This window comes from Clostridium sp. FS41 (assembly GCF_000954015.1).
Taxonomy (GTDB): Bacteria; Bacillota; Clostridia; order Lachnospirales; family Lachnospiraceae; genus Enterocloster; species Enterocloster citroniae.
On sequence record NZ_JYHN01000037.1, the window covers coordinates 1 to 17785 of the forward strand.

The window sequence follows — 17785 nt, forward strand, 5'->3', positions numbered from 1 at the left end:
TTGAAATTCCTTTATTGCATTACGAGTTGATTATACTTCGGATAAGGAAAATTATAGAAAGACATATACAAACCATACAAACTTATATAATTAATGCGAAAAGTGTCTATTTAATAAGAAGTATTTATCTTGAAAATATCCTTATAAAGTGATATGCTAATCATACAATTACTAATCAATCAATTAGTAATTGTATGATTAGTATAATGGAGGTATTCTATGTTTGTAGGACGTGAGCGCGAGCTGAAAAAATTAGAATCACTTTATAACAGCAATCAATTTGAGTTTGTTGTTTTTTATGGAAGAAGGAGAGTTGGCAAGACAACTCTGATCAATGAATTTATTAAGAATAAGCAGGCTGTGTACTACATGGCAATTGAGGGTACCCGTAAGGAGAACTTATCGGGTTTATCCAAGGTTCTATTGTCAACAGGGACAGAGGCGGCCTGTTCTGAATTTACGGATTATAATAATATGTTAAATCATGTAGATGGTTTATGTAAAAAACAGGAACGCATCATTATTGCTATTGATGAATTCCCATACCTTGCAGCATCCTATCCTGCAATATCCTCTATGCTTCAAAGCCATATTGATCAGTATTGGAAAAACAGTAAACTTTTTCTTATCCTATGCGGTTCTTCGATGAGCTTTATGGAGGAGCAGGTATTAGGCTATAAAAGCCCTCTGTATGGCCGCAGAACGGCTCAGTTTAAAATACATCCATTCACCTTCTTTGAGGCGCGCAGCTTGCTTCTAGGCTTCTCAGACGAAGATCAGGCAGTTCTATATGGTGTTACCGGGGGAATACCTGAATATCTCTCTAGGATCAAATGTAACGAAAGCCTGGATAGAAATATTATTGATTTGTTTTTTGACGAAAGTGGACGCTTATTTGAAGAACCCATAAATCTTTTAAAGCAGGAATTAAAAGAGCCAGCTTCCTATCATTCTATTATTTCTGCAATAGCAAGTGGTGCCAGCAGATTGAATGATATTTCAACAAAGGTGGGTTTGGAAACCAGTGGGTGCAGCAATCAAATATCCTCATTGATCTCTTTAGGCATTGTACGAAAAGAGATTCCTATAACAGAGCACTCCACCAGCAGAAAAACATTATATCAGCTTGAGGATAGTATGTTTCTGTTTTGGTATCGTTTTGTACGTCCTAATTTAAGCAGTATTACCCGGGGAGTCGGCGAAACCATTTACAATACATTGGTAAAGCCCCAGATCAATAATTTCATGGGGAAAATATTTGAGAATATCTGCCAACAATATTTATTTCATCATAGAGTGTATGGAACCTTGCCCTTTGCCATTGGAAATGTTGGACGATGGTGGGGAAATAACCCAAAGAAAAAATGCCAGGAAGAAATAGATATCATGGCGGTTCAGGACTCGTCCGCCTTATTTGGCGAATGTAAGTGGAGGAACGCACCTATTGATATGGATGTAGTTCATGTTTTGATTGAGAGGGGAGAATTGTTTCAATTTTCAGAGAAATACTATTTGCTCTTTTCTAAAAGTGGTTTTACACAATCTGTTATAGATTATGCAAAAGATAAGAGTAATAAAATGGGATTAATATCTTATGATCAGATATGTGAATTAGAGTAAATAAGAATTCATTTTTTCCGTTATCTATCGTGACCTTATTTTTGATAAAAGACGAATCCCAAAGAATATCCATTCTCTGGAGTTCGTCCTTTAAGTTACAATGATTTATTATTGTATCCAAACACCATCAGCATTAACATAATAACCGTCAGGCGTGGTCTGATCCGTAACCATTAATGAATTTTCATTAAAATAATACCATTTTTCATCAACCTGTTTCCAAGCATTGGTCACATATGTACCATCTTCCTGCTTAAATTTCCAATCAGTACCCACTGATTCCCATCCCGTAGCAGATGACACTCCAGGTCCAAGGTTTACTTCATTGACGATTGTACTTGCCTGACCGTCCCACACACCATTAGCATCTACGCGGTAGCCGTCTGGCGTGGTGGTATCAACGGCCATGTAAGCGCCAATATTAAAATAATAATACTTACCGTCAGTATCCTGTAACCAGGTGGAAGCTGCATAATAACCATTTTTTTGGATATATCTCCAGCCACTTCCATCAGCCACCCAGCCCGGCTTATAACCAACCTTTTCACCCTTTGGATTTAAATAGGTTCCATCTGGTGCATATGTATCAGCCAACATGATTCCATTTTCATCCATATAGTATGTTTTTTCATCAACTGTGAGCCAACTGTTTGTTACAAAAGTACCGTCACTTTTTCTATAGGTCCATTGTCCGTTACTATTTTTTGTCCAGCCACTGGTTTCCGTGCCCTCATATGCGCCGGCATCAGAACCATCTACATTAATCAGATACTTACGTACTTCAGCAGGAAGGGTGGAAGAGTCCACATTGCCTGGCAGATGGACTACATGAATGTACCGTTTATCTGTATCAAGGTTTTTGTAATTTGTTTTGAGTACAATCTGCATTGTGGGTTGGCTTCCCTCTGGAAGGATTGACCAGTTTTCGGGGATTCCCCAGACACCATCTATATTCACTAAATCTGGCGCTGTCCCCCACGGACGAGGATATGCCGATGGTTCAAAGGTATAAGCATAATCATAACCACGATTTAAAATGACATCTCTCTCATTGACTGTATTACCGCCCACAAGAATAGCAAAAGACACACCGTCACCACAGTCTACTGGACGCCACTCAAACAAATATGCGCCACTATTTTCCATTGTTATGCTGTTTGCTGTACTAGCAAATGATGAAATTGCAGTTCCCATAGTCAATGCTGTAGCAAGGCTAAGTATAGCAAGTTGCTTTTTTAACATATAGTAGATACCTCCTGAAAAATAAAAGAAAGCGTTGCGACTAATAATTATAAAATCATCAGTCACAACGCTTCCCCCTTAAATTTTAATTAATTGATTGGATACAAACCATTCAAATTAGTCTTCTACATAGATAACTCTGATTACACCCTTGTTATCGGTTACGTAAACATAGTCATTACCATCTTTGCTCTTGCCCTTCTTGTCAATCACTTTACCAGAAGTATTGATAAGTTTTAATTCATTATCAGGCAGAACGTAGAGTTCCTTCAGGTCGTCAACCTTCTTATTGAAGGAGGATGCAGCCTTCTTAGCAGCATCAACATTGGCCTGGCTTACGTCACTTGTTACCTTATGCAGATCAATAACAGCCTGAGCATCATCTAACTTCTTCCAGCCCTTTTCTTCTCCAGCCTTATCTACATACTGAATAGCCTGATACTTATCATCAGAGCCAGCCTTCAGCAGCATACCACCTAAGTAGTACTTGTCATCCTTCTCACCATTTACACCTGCACCCTTGTCAGAGCCAGACTTTTCAAAGTAGAAGTTGAAGTTGTCGCCATCGATTGAAATAGAAGTCTTGTTGGTCTTCATAGCACCGTCATCGCCACCACCAAAGTAATAGCAGCTATAACCGTTTGCAGTATACCACAGAGCACTGTCGATGAAATCATCTTCAGTATCAAATGGATGATCGTTATCATCATCTGCATATACCTTGGTCAGATCATTTTTATTGATGAACTTCAGACCATTGATCATACGGCCATCATTTCTGAATGCATACTTCTTGCCCTTAATGGTTTTGAATTCGCCTGCATACAGATTGCCGCTACCATCTGCATAGTACCATGCATCTTCATCATCATTATATTTCTCTTCGTTCAGGTATTCAGCAGATACTACCTTAAACCAACCCTTGCTTACACGGGAACCATCTTCAACGCTGTTGAAGTATCTCCATGCCTGAGAGTATTTAGCAGTGCTTGCCTTACCTGGTGTAGCTGGCATATCAGCTGTAGCAACCTTGGTTTCGTCCATGGACCACTCAGCTACCATTGCACCATTCTGGTCAAATGCATATTTCTTACCATTAATGGTCTTCTCTTTGGTCTCTTCGCCGTTATCAGCATAAATCTTCTTACCATTAGACTTGAAGTAGAACCAACGGCTCTGATCCTCATCATCTGTAAATACAGGAGCAACATACTTGTACTCATCATTTGTTGCTTCCTCATATGTGATATCCATCTGCAGCCAGCCAACGGTCATAGCACCGTCATCTTCGCCGCCGAAGTAATAAATGCCATCCTTGAAAGCATCGCCATCAGTGTTATCGATACGCTCTGCGTTATCGTTAGCAACCCAGCCATACAGCATCTTACCTTCATCATCAAATGCATATTTCTTGCCATTGATGGTCTTTAAAGATACATTGTCTCCGCTGTTCTTTAAAGCCTTACCATTAGCCTGGAAGTAATACCAGTAATGCTCTGGCTCATCATCCTCACCAGCGTCCTCGTTGTCAATAGCTACCCACTGATTGGAAGCCATAACGCCATTGATATCTACATAGTAGTAGTTGTCGCCATCCTCGATCAGGGTGTCGATAGCCATCTCGCCATCGCTATCCAGGTAATACCAGTTATTACCGGACTTTGCCCACTTATCGGTTACTCTGTCGCCATTCCTATCATAGTATACCCAAGTACCATCTTCCTCAGCCCAACCCTGAGCCGCAAAAGATGTCATGGATGCACCAATAGCGAGCAGTGCTGCTGTTGATAATACAGCAACTAATTTTGTCTGCTTTCTCATAATTAATGCACTCTCCTTTTTCTTTTTGAAATACTTTTTGAAATTCCTTTATTGCATTACGAGTTGATTATACTTCGGATAAGGAAAATTATCAATAGTTTTTTTGCATTTTTTGCAATTTCTACTAAAAATGCGCAAATTAGACAATTTACCAGATGAAGGATACCAACTCCATCACACGCATTTAGTATAGTATAAATCTGGGGAAAATACCATAACATTTACCTGTGCATTTTCTTACGTAATTATTACGGAAAACAAAGGTTTTACAGAAATTGTACTTATATTTGTACAATTTGGGGATATAAAAAAGTGATACCCGATTTTTGATATCAGGTACCACTTTTAACCAGTTTTATTTATCGCAATTATTTCGCAAGAATCGTGCTGTAAGCCTCTGACATTCCCTTGCTCTGGATCAGATCATAGTACTCCTGAACCATGGGGATCATTTCGCTCAGGTCTTCATGCCAGTAATCCTGACGCTTCATAATATCCTCCACAGAGGCTGTCTTCATAAACTGCAGGATCTCCTCGCCGTCATTTGCCTTATCGGTGCGGTAGAAGGATATAAGGGCTGCCATGGAGAATGTCAGGGCCGCCGGGTATTTGCCGAACTTTTCCTTGTACTCCAGGATGGTGGGAAGAACGCGTACCTGGAATTTGCTTACGGAGTTCAGGGCAATGCTTAACAGAAGATGCTTGATAAATGGATTTGAGAAGCGTTCTAAGACAGCCGCGCCAAACTTGCGGTTATCTTCTGTATCTCCAATTGTGGGGATGATCTCTTCAAAAATACATTTCTTAAGGAAGGAAGACACTTTCTCATCCTTCATGCATTCGCCTACTGTCTCAAGGCCGTAAAGGTATGCACCCAGGACCATGGAAGTGTGGCCGCCGTTCAGGATGCGTACTTTTCTCTTCTTATAAGGATGTACATCATCTGTCCAAACAACATTATAGCCGGCTTTCCGGAATGGAAGTTCATCCTCATGATGACCGCCGATCACCCACAGGTGGAAGATCTCGGCTGTATCGATCAATTTATCCTCGTAGCCGATCTGCTTGGTCAGTTCCTCCACCTCATCCCTGGGATAACCGGTTACAATACGGTCCACCAGAGTGCTGCAGAAATCATTTTCATTTTCAATCCAATCCTTAAATCCGTCTTCCAGTTCCCAGAGATCCGCGTACTGGAGAACGCATTTCTTCAGATTATCACCATTGTCATCGATCAGTTCGCAGGGAAGAAGGATCAATCCCTTTAATCCTGCCTTGTATCTTTTATATAGGAACTGACACAGTTTTGCAGGATATGATTTTGGGGGCATGTCCGTGAGCTTCTCTGTTCCAATATATTCAATTCCAGCCTCTGTGGTGTTGGATACAAGTACCCTTATGTCAGGACTTTCAGCAAGTGCGATATATTCCTCATACTGGGTGTATGGATTCAGGGCTCTGGATATGGAGGTCACATGGGTATGCTCATTAACCACCTCACCATTGTCAATGCCGCGCAGGAACAGATTGTATTCACAGTTCTGGTCCGCCAGCATCTGGCACATTCCTCTTTCAATTGGCTGGACTACTACAATTTTACCGTCATATAAACCCTTCTCCTGAAGTTTGTGGAAGAAGTAATCCACAAATCCACGTAAGAATCCGCCTTCACCAAACTGGATCACTGTCTCTTTTACATTATTGCTCATGATCTGCTACCTCCATAGGATTATAGAATTGTTGTTTTTTGTAAGTGCTTACATTATATGGTATGCAGCACTGTTGCTTTATTTCTGAGAATACTATACAACATTATTCAAAATTATGCAAGGGGTTTGATGCAGAAATTGTAAGCGTTTACATTCTTGGTCATTATAATTTTCCTTACTAGAAGTATAATCAACTCGTAATGCAAAAAGGAATTTCAAAAAGTTTTTTCAAAAAGAAAAAGGAGAGTGCATTAATTATGAGAAAGCAGACAAAATTAGTTGCTGTGTTGTCAACAGCAGCGCTGCTCGCCATCGGTGCATCCATGACTTCTTTCGCAGCCGTAGGCTGGGCTGAGGAAGACGGCACTTGGGTATACTATGACAGAAGCGAGAACAGGGTTACCGATCAGTGGGCAAGATCCGGCAACAATTGGTATTACCTGGATGATTCAGGTGACATGGCCATTGACCAGCTGATCGAGGATGGTGACCACTATTACTATGTGGATGCAAGCGGAGCAATGGTAACTAATCAGTGGGTTGCTGTTGATAATGAGGATGCCGGAGATGATGATGAAACGGACCACTACTGGTACTATTTCCAGGCAAATGGCCGGGCCATGACAAACGGTAGCAGCGACCGGGTTTCCTTAAAAACAATAAACGGCAGACGTTATGCATTTGATGACGAGGGCCGTATGCTCTATGGATGGGTAAATGCCGACAGTGCAGAACGTGTTGACAATTCGGACGGAGATGCCTTCCTTGAAGGTGATTACTATTTCGGCGGCGAAGATGACGGTGCCATGACAACCGGATGGCTCCAGCTGGATATCACTTATGATGAAGCTACCAGCGGTGACTATGAGTGGATCTCCCCAGTATTTTCCGAAGATGAGGATCAGACCAGATGGTTCTATTTCCTCTCTAACGGTAAAAAAATCAAGGCTGATGACGGCGATTCCCAGAAGGAAAGAACCATTAACGGAAGGCGTTATGCCTTTGACCAGTATGGTGCAATGACCGCTGAGTGGTCCATGGATACGGAAAAAGCCACTACTTCTGACGGAAATTCACTGGCAACCTCAAGCCGCGCCCAGTATTCCCAGGCTTGGAGATACTTTAACAGTGTGGAAGACGGGTCCAGGGTGAGCAGAGGATGGTTCAGGGTTGTTGCTGCCGAAATGCTTGACCGGGATCGCTATGATGATGATGAAGACAACTGGTACTATGCAGATGGAAGCGGCAATATCTATGCCGGTGAATTCAAGACCATCAATGGCAGAAGATACGCTTTCAGAAATGACGGCCGCATGGTCAACGGACTGAAGTTCATCCTTGAGGACAGTGATTATATTGAAGTTCTTGCGGATGACAATGATAATTATCCATTTGACAATGAGGATGACTTTATGGAAAATGCCTCAGTGCTTGAGGGAATGGGTTATAAATGCTACTATTTCGGCGACAGCAGCGATGGTTCACTGAAAACCGGCAGAACAACTCTCTCATTTGACGGCGATAACACCACGTTCTACTTTGAACGCTCCGGAAGCAGAAGGGGTGCCGGTATCTCCGGTGAACAGGATGACAGGTATTACCAGTCCGGACTTTTGCTCAAAGCTGGCTCTGATGAAAAATATCAGGTTATTGTAAGAGATACGGTTACCGTAGCTGCCGGCAAGGATGCAGATAAGGAACGCGACAGCTTTACAAAGCTGGATGATGTAGATGGATTATTGGCAGCTGTGGATTCTTCCAACTATGTAAATGTACCTGTTAGCACCCTTGGAAGCGCTGATATGGGCGACATGTTCGGTATCAGCAATCTGAATAAAGACGCTGATGATCTAAGGGAGTTGTATGTTTTTGGAACTGCTGAGGACGGAAACGGCGGCTACACTACCGCATCCGGTCTGGGATCAGATTATATCCTGATCAATACTTCAGGCAAAGTTATTGACGGACGCAGCAGAAGCAAGGATGGCAGCGATTACTACTATGTAACAAATAACCGCGGACAGATCATGGCAATTTATCTGGAAGACTAGTTTCCGCAAAGGATATGTACTCACAGCAAATTAAATAACGGAACAAACGTCATGGCTGCTACTATACACCAAGTTGGTCATGACGTTTTTTTCCGGCCAGTCTGCCCACAAAATTTACGGGAGGTCCCTTATCATGATACGTAAACCAATTTCAGCATCAATTTCAGCATTTACCTTTGCGGTCCTTTTGTCATCCGCGGCTCTAACCAACAGCTTTATAACCTATGCGGAAACGGAAACCAATACGACCGTTATGGAAAACTGCGGGGCATATCTTTTTACCTGGCGGCCTGTGGATTGCGGAAACGGCCGGTATTTTGCCATCCTGGCAGGAGGAAATACCATTGCCGAGCAGGATGTCATACTTAACAGAGGATATGACTATGCTTATACATTTTCCCCCACCCTCCCCCGTCCCTGGGGCGAGGTCCCGTCCCTTGTCAATGTAGACGGCCTTTGGGGGATCCCAGAAAACAGCTCCCTTATTCCCGAAGGAAGTCAGGCTGTGACCCGCATGGTCCTTGTTACCAACAACGGAAATTCTTCTACCAAGGAACGGTATGTGGATATTGTCAGCCTCCCCTCCGGTGTGAATGTATCCGATCTGCCTGCTGAAGTAAGAAAATATCTAATCAATGTGGACGGAACAGATGCCGGAGCCTATGATGGAACCCTTACCTCCGGCTGGTACCAGGAGGATGGACAATGGCGTTACAGACAAACTGATGGAACATATATATCCAACGGCTGGCTTGTTGTGGACGATCAGCAGTATTTCATGGACCCAGAAGGCTTTATGCTGGCTGACACCGTCACCCCTGATGGATATTATGTTAATGACAGAGGGGAGCGAAAAAATTATATCCCCGGTTGGACACAAACAGAAAACGGCTGGAGATACCTTATGAAAAATGGCTCTTATGCAGCAGCCAGATGGATACAGGATACAGACGGTCAGTGGTATTATTTTAATATAGGCGCCTATATGGAAACCGAAACACAAACGCCTGACGGATATTATGTGGATGCTAATGGTGTCTGGGATGGCCAGGAATCATCTCTGAATACTGCTGTTTTAGGCCCCGGCCTTTAGTTTCCGCTCCCGCATTCCCGGGTCATGGACCATTACATGGCCCGGGTTTTTTTGTCCTTAAAACTGTGAACATTTTGTGAAATATAAACGTATGCCATTATTTTTATCTCAAAACCGTAACAAGACCCTAACATTTGTCTAAAGTCCTTGACTTGCATTAAATTTCACTGCTATACTTCCACCTAAAGTCAATTTGGAAGGAGGAATTGAATATGCTGCCATCAGATATAAAGCAATTTGAACAATATTTAACCTCACGAAATCTGGCCCCAAACACGATCCAGGTTTATCTATATTCAGTAAAACAATTTTACCAAATGTACCATCGGCTGACATCAGCCAATCTGCAAAAATACAAGATCCAGCTTATGGATCAGTATAAACCCCAGACCGTAAACCTGCGGATCCGCGCATTAAATTCCTTCCTTGAACAAAAAGACTCTTCCATTCCTCCATTGACCATGGTACGGATCCAGCAGAAAACATTCCTTGACAAGATCATCAGTGAAGCCGACTATGAATATCTTATACGGCGTCTTTATGAGGATGAGGAATTCACATACTATTACCTGGTCCGGCTGATCACCGCCACGGGAGTCCGTGTAAGTGAGGTTGTAATGTTTCAGGTAGAGGACGTTTATACAGGACAAAAGGATATTTATTCCAAGGGAAATAAAATGCGCCGGATCTATATTCCCACTGTCCTGAAACAAGCCCTGATGGATTGGACTGCTTCGGAAAACCGCCATAAGGGCGCGCTGTTTCTAAACCGCTACCGCGATCCGCTGTCTCCCTGCGGGATCCGTTCCCAGCTTAAAATGTTCTCTGCCCGTTATGCCTTGAACCCGGATGTAATGTATCCCCATTCCTTCCGCCATCGGTTCGCCAAAAACTTTATTGAGAAATGCGGGGATATTGCCCTTCTCTCGGACATTTTAGGGCATGAGAGTATTGAAACCACCAGAATATATCTGCGGCGCAGCAGCACGGAACAGTATGCAATTATAAATAAGGTAGTGAATTGGTAGAAAGGAAATTCCTATGTGTGATATATCTGTTACAAACAGGACAATCCCTGAAAAAGACAACCGCCTTCTGCTGTTCCAGGGATTTTTGAAGGAAAGCGGTGTATCCCCCAACACTGTGACGGTGTATACGGCTTCCGTAAGACTTTACTTTTCTTTATATGATGAGCTGACCATGAATAATCTGCTTTCTTATAAGCAATACCTGATCCAGCATTATAAGGCAGCTACTGTGAACGCGCGGATTTATGGTATTAACCAGTATATCCGGCAGTGCGGCGAGGGTTTAGAGGTTCCTTTGGAAACATACCGTCTCCCTTCTGTAAAGCAGCAGCAGAAAATGTTTCTGGATAATGTTATATCCCAGACGGATTATGAGCGTCTGAAAAAGGGCCTGAAACAGGACCATAACATGTTCTGGTATTTTGTGGTGCGTTTTCTATGTTCTTCCGGAGCCAGAATCAGCGAACTGCTCCAGATCAAGGTTGAACACGTGCGGATGGGCTACATGGACCTATGCTCAAAGGGCGGCAAGATCAGGCGCATCTATTTTCCTGAATCCTTGTGCACCGAGGGGCTTCAATGGCTGGAATCCAATGGTGTCAGCAGCGGCTTCCTGTTTACCAACCGGTCCGGGCAGCCCATCTCACCCCGGGGGATCAGCCTTCAGCTGAAAGCCCTTGCCAGGCGTTACGGAGTCCCCGAGAACACCGTCTACCCCCATTCCTTTCGACACCGGTTTGCCAAAAATTTTTTGAACCGATTTAATGATATCGCCCTTTTGGCGGATCTGATGGGGCATGAGAGCATTGAGACGACCCGAATCTATCTTAAGCGTTCCTCTGATGAACAAAGACTGCTGATCGACAGGGTTGTTACCTGGTAGCAAAGACTTTATAAAAACAAAACAGGTACCGGAGAAATGCTGAACTGCTGTCCATCCATCTCCGATACCTGTTTTCATATGATTATAAAGTTAAATTACTTCAGGGTAACCTTAGCGCCTTCAGCCTCTAACTTGGTCTTAACGTCCTCAGCCTCTTCCTTGGAAACGCCCTGCTTGATAGCCTTAGGAGCACCGTCAACTACGTCCTTAGCTTCCTTCAGGCCTAAGCCGGTAACTTCACGTACAACCTTGATAACCTTAACCTTGTTAGGACCAACCTCAGTCAGTTCTACGTCAAATTCGGTCTTCTCCTCAGCTGCTGCTGCGCCAGCACCTGCTGCTGCAACTACAACGCCTGCTGCTGCAGATACGCCAAACTCTTCCTCACATGCTTTTACTAAATCATTCAGTTCTAATACGGATAATTCCTTGATAGCTTCGATAAACTCAGCGGTTGTTAACTTTGCCATTTTATGTTCCTCCTGTTTAATATTAAATATTCTGTGTTTCTTTTCTTAAATCCGGAGCCTTATGCTGCCGGATACCTGTTTCTTCTTCTAATTCCAAACAGCGGATGATCTCCTGTACTGTCTGAACAGATGAGAAAAAAGCAACTTATGCTTCTGCTGCTCCACCGTTCTTCTCTGCGATCTGATTGAGAACGCGAGCCAGGTTGGTGATAGGAGACTGGATGCTGCCAAGCAGCTTGCCCAGAAGTACTTCCCTGGATGGGATAGTAGCGATAACCTGGGTTCCGGCCTGATCATAGTAGGTTCCTTCAATGATGGATGCCTTCAGTTCCAGCTTTGGTGCTGTCTTAGCGAATTCAGCTAAGATCCTTGCCGGAGCAGTTGCATCTTCCTTGGAAACTGCTAATGCTGTCGGTCCTTCCAGCTGTGGTTCAAGGGCTGCAAATTCGGTTCCCTCTGCTGCACGCTTGATCAGGGTGTTCTTAAATACTTTGTAGGTTACTCCAGCTTCCCTTAACTTCTTACGCAGCTGGGTATCCTGCTCTACAGTCAGACCGCGGTAATCTACGATCACTGCGCCTACAGCACCTTCAAGCACTCCCTTGATTTCGTCTACAACTGGCTGTTTTAATTCAACTTTTGCCATGAATGGTTTACCTCCTTATTTTATTCTGCATTGAAAACCGTCATAGCATGGAATCATTTAAACATAAAAACCTCTCTGCCATATGGACAGAGAGGTTCGCAAAATCTCATCATAAAAAATCAGAGTTTTGTATGTTCCTCGGCAGGCGGTTACGCCTTACACCTTACGGTACCTGCTGTCTCAGGGCATTCAATACTGTAGCATCATATCATAATGTATGATTGATGTCAAGCCTCATTTTATAAAAATATGCTACCATGGCTGAGACCGCCGCGGCTATGCCGGCGGCTGCATCAGATCCATGGCAGCACCTATATGGTTGCAACCGATTAGTTAACCAGCTTAGCTACATTCAGCTTAACGCCAGGGCCCATGGTAGAGGCCAGGGCAACGCTCTTAAGGTATGCACCCTTAACTGTGCTTGGTTTCGCTTTCACGATTACATCAATAAGCGTCTGGAAGTTGTCCGCTAACTGCTCCTCTGTGAAAGAAGCTTTTCCTACTGGCACGTGAATAATGTTTGTTTTGTCAAGTCTGTACTCAATCTTACCAGCTTTGATATCGTTGATAGCCTTGGTTACGTCCATGGTAACGGTACCGGCCTTTGGGTTGGGCATTAAGCCCTTGGGGCCCAGCACACGGCCAAGACGGCCTACAACGCCCATCATGTCAGGAGTAGCTACTACTACGTCAAAATCCAGCCAGCCATCGTTCTGGATCCTTGGGATCAGTTCCTCAGCACCTACGTAATCAGCACCTGCAGCCTGAGCCTCGTCAGCCTTTGGTCCCTTTGCAAATACTAAAATACGTACGGTCTTGCCTGTTCCGTGAGGCAGTACAACAGCGCCACGGATCTGCTGGTCAGCATGACGTCCGTCACATCCTGTTCTGATATGGACCTCTACAGTCTCGTCAAATTTTGCAGATGCATTCTTTTTAACTAATGCGATTGCGTCTGCTACGTCATAAAGTGCAGTACGGTCTACATTTTTCATAGCCTCTGCATATCTTTTACCTGATTTCATTCTTATAACCTCCTAGTGGTATTGACGGGGAATCTCCCTCCCACGTTCATATAACGGGAAAATGCTTCAGCATCGTTCCACGATTCTTTTCTATCGTGGACTTTACTTTAATCCAAAAACCTTGCTCAGGGGTCTTCGGATCCATGCACCAATTCTTATTCCTCGATGGTAACGCCCATACTTCTTGCAGTACCTGCGATCATGCTCATAGCAGCTTCTAAGCTGGCAGCGTTTAAGTCTGGCATCTTAGTCTCTGCAATCTTCTGAAGGTCAGCCTTCTTAAGGACAGCTACTTTGTTCTTGTTGGGAACTGCGGAAGCGGTCTTTATGTTGCAGGCCTTCTTGATCAGTACAGCTGCAGGCGGAGTCTTGGTGATAAAGCTGAAACTTCTGTCCGCATATACGGTAATAACTACAGGGATGATCATATCGCCCTGGTCTGCTGTTCTAGCGTTAAATTCCTTGGTAAACTGAACGATGTTAACACCGTGCTGACCAAGTGCCGGTCCAACTGGTGGTGCTGGTGTTGCTTTGCCAGCTGGAATCTGTAATTTGATATATCCTGTTACTTTCTTTGCCATCTTAGGCACCTCCTAAAATTATGTGGTATTGTCGGGAATGTCCCTCCCACCAGCCCTTGCCCTGCAAAAGCTGATTCCGTGTGTTGCTTTTATCCGCTTACATCCTCTTGACTTCAGCGAATCCCAGTTCAACCGGTGTCTCGCGGCCGAACATTTCTACATGCATTGTGATGGTTTTCTTGCTGTCGTTGATTGCCTTAATGGCACCGACAGTATCCTTCCATGCACCGGAGATAACTACTACCATATCCCCTACTTCAAAATCGACTAAGACATCTTCTTCTCTCTGGAAGCCCAGGCTGGCCATCTCTTCTTCTGTCAGAGGAACCGGTTTGGAGCCCGGACCCACAAAGCCCGTAACACCTCGGGTGTTGCGCACCACGTACCATGTGTCATCGTTCATGACCATGTTGATGAGCACATATCCCGGGAACATCTTCTTGTCAGCTTTTTTCTCCACGCCGTTCTTCAGCTCCACTACGGGAAGCATGGGCACGGATACCTCTAAGATCTGGTCCTGAAGGTTTCTGTTTTCAATTGTCTTCTCAATATCGACCTTGACTTTGTTCTCGTAACCTGAGTAGGTATGGACTACATACCAATGTGCTTCTGACATACAATCACCCTCGCCTTTGAATTAAAGAATAAAGCTCAAACCAAACTTCATAACGAAGTCCAGGACAGCGATCACCACACCGATAAAAATAGACATGATAAGCACTGCTACTGTCTGTTTTGCTACTGTTTCCTTGTCAGCAAAGACGATCTTCTTATACTCTTTTTTCAGCCCTTTGAAAAAGCTGGGCTTTTTCTCTTTCTTAGCTGATTTCTTCTCTGCCTTGTCAGCCTTGGCCGTTTTTTCTGTGGTTTCTACAGTAGATACTGTATTCTCTTCCATATTATCACGTCCTTTACTGAACAGGATTACTTGGTTTCCTTATGCATGGTATGTCTCTTGCAGAATCTGCAGTACTTCTTTGTTTCCATACGGTCCGGATGAGTTTTCTTGTCCTTCGTCATGTTATAGTTGCGTTGTTTGCATTCTGTACATGCCAGTGTAATCTTTGTGCGCACGACTTCCACCTCCACTTATATTATCGTAGTTCACATTTTGCTGCTTAGATACTTAATTTTGAGCATAAAAAAAAGACCTAAGCTCTTCCATTCGCCCGTCTACTATACCATAGAAATGCCAGGACGTCAAGGTTTTTTAGGTCTTTTTCATCATTGTTTCGTCATTGCTTATTTCTTTTTTCTTCGGTAAAAAATCAGCCCAATGCCTGCACAGGCTATGATAATCACTGCTGCGGCAACTCCGGTCCATGTCTTTTTATGCATACCATTATCCGGTGTTTCGGACAGTTCCCCTGCGCCGGCCTGGTAAAGCGGTTCCTCATCCGGCACTTCGGCCGGGCCGTTCTCTGTATTTCCTAAGGCTTCTTCCTCAGTGTCTGTTGGATCTGATCCCTGTGCCGGATCCGGAATCTGTTTTGCTGTGGATGGTGACGCATTTTCCGGTCCTTTCACTGATTCAGGCACGGATCTGCTGAAATCCGGGAAAAAGTCTTTCCAGCTGAGTCCTCCGCCTCCGCGGCTGATGGGGCCTTCCGATGCATCGGACTCTTCCTGGGTACCTTCGCTGTCCTGTGTATTGTAGGAGTAGTTTCCATAGGAACTTCTGCCGGAACTTCCCCCTGAACTTCCATAGGATCCGTAATATCCTCCCGAACTTCCTCCGCCGTAAACAAAGGTCAGCCCCTGTCCTGTATATTCCGGGACCGCCACCTTTGTTTTCCGGGATTCCCATGACCCGTCCGGCCATTCAAACCTGACTTTGATATAAAAGGAGTGATTGGCTGACTGGAAATTGTAGATCATGTATCCGTCATTCACAATGCTGGTGTCAAGGGTATTGTCCGGTTCTTTCAGGAAATTTTCATATTCCACCGTGCCCTGGCCATTCTGGGAAGACGGGAGAGTGCGCTTGTTTTTTTCCTTTGTCCATGTCTTTCCATCCGGGCTGCGGGATATGTACAAGCCCGTAATATTGGCAGGGATATTTGCAAAGCTCAGTCTGGCCGAACCGCTTTTATCACTGGCAATGTTCAGTAAGTAGACTTCTGTCAGCTCAGGATCCATTTCCTGTTCCGGCGGATCCGGGAGGGGATGCGGCTGGCTCTCATCCGGAGGCAGCGGATCCGGTCCGGGCGTATCTGAGGCTTCTATTATAAGCTCCCTGGCGCCCTCCACTTTATCGCTAATGATAACCTGCTCCCTGGTTCTGCACATGATGGATGGCTTTGTTTTATCCTCCACCCCTATTGCTGCCTGGGCGAGTATAAGCTTTCCATTTTCCTCCACTGTAAAAAGGTGGTGTGGTCCCATAATGTTAACCCCGGGATCATCGATCATAAGCGCTCCCTGCCCCAGGATCCTTACAGGTCCTTCCGGTATCCGGATCTGGATCAGCCCGTGTCCGGCTGAGGCAGAAGAACTTAAACGTATTTCCTTATTGATGACCAATCCCTTTGCCAGGATTCCCACTGTATTGCCGGTTCCTGTCTGTTTTTCGTACCACTGGACCAGCTCCTCCTGACTGTTTATAGTTTCCGTGACTGCCCCCGGCAGCTCGGCGGCCCCTGAAAAGATAATGCCAAAGCTGCACAGTGTCCACGCTGTCAAAACCGCTGCAGCAATCATTTTTATCTGTTTTCTGAAATTTGCAAATCGTTTCATGGACATCTTCCTCGTATCATTGTCTTAGCATGGTTTATATATTTTCTTTTATTGGCCGTTGCCGATAAAAATCGTTATAAAATATACCCTTTCAATCCCGGCCTTTTTGAGAATCCTTGTACACGCCTCAATGGTGCTGCCCGTGGTATATATGTCATCCACCAGAATCACGGAATGTATGTAAGGCGGCAGATGGTCTGCCATAAATGCCTGCTCCAGATTTTTCAAACGTCCGGAAGGGTCCAGGGATTTCTGGGGCGCAGTCTTTTTGCTGCGCCTGAGAATTGTTGAGTTTACAGGTATTCCCAGTTTCTCAGAAAGCCTGACGGCCAGTTCCTGGGCCTGGTTAAAACCTCTGGTCTTCATCCGTGAGGGGTGGACCGGAACCGGCAGCAATACATCTGCTTTCATGCGCATTATCCGGGGGCCCAGGCTGCGGAACATGGCTTCCGCATAAAAATCCAGGTATTCCCGCTTGTTATTGTATTTGATCCCGGCCATGGACCGGCTTGCAGTTTCATCATAGTTGATCACGGACAGTCCGTACTCAAAACTCCGTTTATGCCTGGTACAGTCATAGCAGTATTCAATCGTGTCCCCAATAACCTCTTTTCCGCATTTTTTGCAGGTGGGACGGCGGACCCATGACAGCTTTTTCATGCAATCCGGGCATATGAGGAAGCCCTTGGGCATCACGATCCGGGCGCAGACCGGACAGCGCCGCGGAAACAGGATGTTTAGAATGTTATTATAACAGATTTTCACCAGATTCATTATTAATTTTATCCTGCCATTTCTTAAGATTATTGTTCACTTAGTATCTGGGGTATATTTGGATCCTGGGAGCGGATGATGGGAGAGATGTGGGGGACGGGGGCAA

At 44.4% G+C, this 17785-nt stretch carries 17 protein-coding genes and 1 other annotated feature; of the genes, 5 read left to right on the forward strand and 12 right to left on the reverse strand.

All coding sequences use genetic code 11. The features are described from left to right. Positions 1-219 precede the first annotated feature (219 nt). Positions 220-1620: an ATP-binding protein gene (locus CLFS41_RS04965; RefSeq protein WP_045091650.1), complete on the forward strand. Its 1401-nt coding sequence runs from the start codon at positions 220-222 to the stop codon at positions 1618-1620. A gap of 108 nt (positions 1621-1728) precedes the next feature. Here the strand turns inward: CLFS41_RS04965 and CLFS41_RS04970 are convergent, their stop codons facing one another. The 3 genes from CLFS41_RS04970 to CLFS41_RS04980 form a co-directional block, all read right to left on the reverse strand. Then, positions 1729-2862 (reverse strand): choline-binding protein, encoded by a 1134-nt coding sequence (locus CLFS41_RS04970; protein ID WP_045091516.1) that lies wholly within the window; start codon positions 2860-2862, stop codon positions 1729-1731. A 117-nt stretch (positions 2863-2979) separates the two neighbouring features. Continuing rightward, positions 2980-4683, reverse strand: a complete 1704-nt coding sequence (locus CLFS41_RS04975; protein ID WP_045091651.1) for an argininosuccinate lyase — start codon at positions 4681-4683, stop codon at positions 2980-2982. 368 nt (positions 4684-5051) lie between these two features. Then, on the reverse strand, positions 5052-6392 hold the full coding sequence (locus CLFS41_RS04980) for a tagaturonate reductase (protein ID WP_007869530.1): 1341 nt from the start codon (positions 6390-6392) through the stop codon (positions 5052-5054). A 257-nt stretch (positions 6393-6649) separates the two neighbouring features. Here CLFS41_RS04980 and CLFS41_RS04985 point away from each other — a divergent pair, with 257 nt between their 5' ends. The 4 genes from CLFS41_RS04985 to CLFS41_RS05000 all read left to right on the forward strand — a co-directional run bounded on the left by CLFS41_RS04985 (position 6650) and on the right by CLFS41_RS05000 (position 11447). Next, positions 6650-8443, forward strand: coding sequence for an argininosuccinate lyase (locus CLFS41_RS04985; RefSeq protein ID WP_045091652.1), 1794 nt, complete (start codon positions 6650-6652; stop codon positions 8441-8443). Between the two features lie 133 nt (positions 8444-8576). Next, positions 8577-9536: a hypothetical protein gene (locus CLFS41_RS04990; RefSeq protein WP_045091653.1), complete on the forward strand. Its 960-nt coding sequence runs from the start codon at positions 8577-8579 to the stop codon at positions 9534-9536. Between the two features lie 212 nt (positions 9537-9748). Next, positions 9749-10564, forward strand: coding sequence for a tyrosine-type recombinase/integrase (locus CLFS41_RS04995; protein WP_007869540.1), 816 nt, complete (start codon positions 9749-9751; stop codon positions 10562-10564). A gap of 13 nt (positions 10565-10577) precedes the next feature. Beyond that, positions 10578-11447 (forward strand): tyrosine-type recombinase/integrase, encoded by an 870-nt coding sequence (locus CLFS41_RS05000; RefSeq protein ID WP_007869543.1) that lies wholly within the window; start codon positions 10578-10580, stop codon positions 11445-11447. A 95-nt stretch (positions 11448-11542) separates the two neighbouring features. On the opposite strand, the gene rplL is transcribed toward CLFS41_RS05000, so the two are convergent. The 9 genes from rplL to CLFS41_RS05045 form a co-directional block, all read right to left on the reverse strand. Continuing rightward, positions 11543-11917, reverse strand: a complete 375-nt coding sequence (gene rplL, locus CLFS41_RS05005; protein WP_007869547.1) for a 50S ribosomal protein L7/L12 — start codon at positions 11915-11917, stop codon at positions 11543-11545. A gap of 145 nt (positions 11918-12062) precedes the next feature. Beyond that, on the reverse strand, positions 12063-12563 hold the full coding sequence (rplJ, locus tag CLFS41_RS05010) for a 50S ribosomal protein L10 (RefSeq protein ID WP_007869553.1): 501 nt from the start codon (positions 12561-12563) through the stop codon (positions 12063-12065). 55 nt (positions 12564-12618) lie between these two features. Then, positions 12619-12766: a sequence feature (ribosomal protein L10 leader region), on the reverse strand. 126 nt (positions 12767-12892) lie between these two features. Beyond that, on the reverse strand, positions 12893-13588 hold the full coding sequence (rplA, locus tag CLFS41_RS05015) for a 50S ribosomal protein L1 (RefSeq protein ID WP_007869556.1): 696 nt from the start codon (positions 13586-13588) through the stop codon (positions 12893-12895). Between the two features lie 155 nt (positions 13589-13743). Beyond that, entirely contained in the window at positions 13744-14169 is a 426-nt protein-coding gene (gene rplK, locus CLFS41_RS05020; RefSeq protein WP_007869559.1) for a 50S ribosomal protein L11, read from the reverse strand. Positions 14170-14266: 97 nt separating this feature from the next. Next, the gene (gene nusG, locus CLFS41_RS05025; protein ID WP_007869562.1) at positions 14267-14785 is read right to left on the reverse strand and encodes a transcription termination/antitermination protein NusG; all 519 of its coding nucleotides are present in this window, start codon (positions 14783-14785) and stop codon (positions 14267-14269) included. A 21-nt stretch (positions 14786-14806) separates the two neighbouring features. Continuing rightward, on the reverse strand, positions 14807-15067 hold the full coding sequence (gene secE, locus CLFS41_RS05030) for a preprotein translocase subunit SecE (RefSeq protein WP_007869565.1): 261 nt from the start codon (positions 15065-15067) through the stop codon (positions 14807-14809). A gap of 26 nt (positions 15068-15093) precedes the next feature. Then, positions 15094-15243 carry a 50S ribosomal protein L33 gene (gene rpmG / locus CLFS41_RS05035; protein WP_008726232.1) on the reverse strand — a complete coding sequence of 50 codons (150 nt, stop codon included), beginning with the start codon at positions 15241-15243 and terminating at the stop codon, positions 15094-15096. Positions 15244-15411: 168 nt separating this feature from the next. Then, complete coding sequence (locus CLFS41_RS05040) at positions 15412-16905, reverse strand: hypothetical protein (RefSeq protein WP_052665624.1); 1494 nt, start codon at positions 16903-16905, stop codon at positions 15412-15414. Positions 16906-16953: 48 nt separating this feature from the next. Beyond that, positions 16954-17679 (reverse strand): ComF family protein, encoded by a 726-nt coding sequence (locus CLFS41_RS05045; RefSeq protein ID WP_045091654.1) that lies wholly within the window; start codon positions 17677-17679, stop codon positions 16954-16956. Between the last annotated feature and the right edge of the window lie 106 nt (positions 17680-17785).

What these genes read in the sequence shown, in the direction of transcription:
- CLFS41_RS04965 (WP_045091650.1), top strand. Translation starts at nt 220, where the DNA reads ATGTTTGTAGGACGTGAGCGCGAGCTGAAAAAATTAGAATCACTTTAT.
- CLFS41_RS04970 (WP_045091516.1), bottom strand. Translation starts at nt 2,862, where the DNA reads ATGTTAAAAAAGCAACTTGCTATACTTAGCCTTGCTACAGCATTGACT.
- CLFS41_RS04975 (WP_045091651.1), bottom strand. Translation starts at nt 4,683, where the DNA reads ATGAGAAAGCAGACAAAATTAGTTGCTGTATTATCAACAGCAGCACTG.
- CLFS41_RS04980 (WP_007869530.1), bottom strand. Translation starts at nt 6,392, where the DNA reads ATGAGCAATAATGTAAAAGAGACAGTGATCCAGTTTGGTGAAGGCGGA.
- CLFS41_RS04985 (WP_045091652.1), top strand. Translation starts at nt 6,650, where the DNA reads ATGAGAAAGCAGACAAAATTAGTTGCTGTGTTGTCAACAGCAGCGCTG.
- CLFS41_RS04990 (WP_045091653.1), top strand. Translation starts at nt 8,577, where the DNA reads ATGATACGTAAACCAATTTCAGCATCAATTTCAGCATTTACCTTTGCG.
- CLFS41_RS04995 (WP_007869540.1), top strand. Translation starts at nt 9,749, where the DNA reads ATGCTGCCATCAGATATAAAGCAATTTGAACAATATTTAACCTCACGA.
- CLFS41_RS05000 (WP_007869543.1), top strand. Translation starts at nt 10,578, where the DNA reads ATGTGTGATATATCTGTTACAAACAGGACAATCCCTGAAAAAGACAAC.
- rplL (WP_007869547.1), bottom strand. Translation starts at nt 11,917, where the DNA reads ATGGCAAAGTTAACAACCGCTGAGTTTATCGAAGCTATCAAGGAATTA.
- rplJ (WP_007869553.1), bottom strand. Translation starts at nt 12,563, where the DNA reads ATGGCAAAAGTTGAATTAAAACAGCCAGTTGTAGACGAAATCAAGGGA.
- rplA (WP_007869556.1), bottom strand. Translation starts at nt 13,588, where the DNA reads ATGAAATCAGGTAAAAGATATGCAGAGGCTATGAAAAATGTAGACCGT.
- rplK (WP_007869559.1), bottom strand. Translation starts at nt 14,169, where the DNA reads ATGGCAAAGAAAGTAACAGGATATATCAAATTACAGATTCCAGCTGGC.
- nusG (WP_007869562.1), bottom strand. Translation starts at nt 14,785, where the DNA reads ATGTCAGAAGCACATTGGTATGTAGTCCATACCTACTCAGGTTACGAG.
- secE (WP_007869565.1), bottom strand. Translation starts at nt 15,067, where the DNA reads ATGGAAGAGAATACAGTATCTACTGTAGAAACCACAGAAAAAACGGCC.
- CLFS41_RS05040 (WP_052665624.1), bottom strand. Translation starts at nt 16,905, where the DNA reads ATGAAACGATTTGCAAATTTCAGAAAACAGATAAAAATGATTGCTGCA.
- CLFS41_RS05045 (WP_045091654.1), bottom strand. Translation starts at nt 17,679, where the DNA reads ATGAATCTGGTGAAAATCTGTTATAATAACATTCTAAACATCCTGTTT.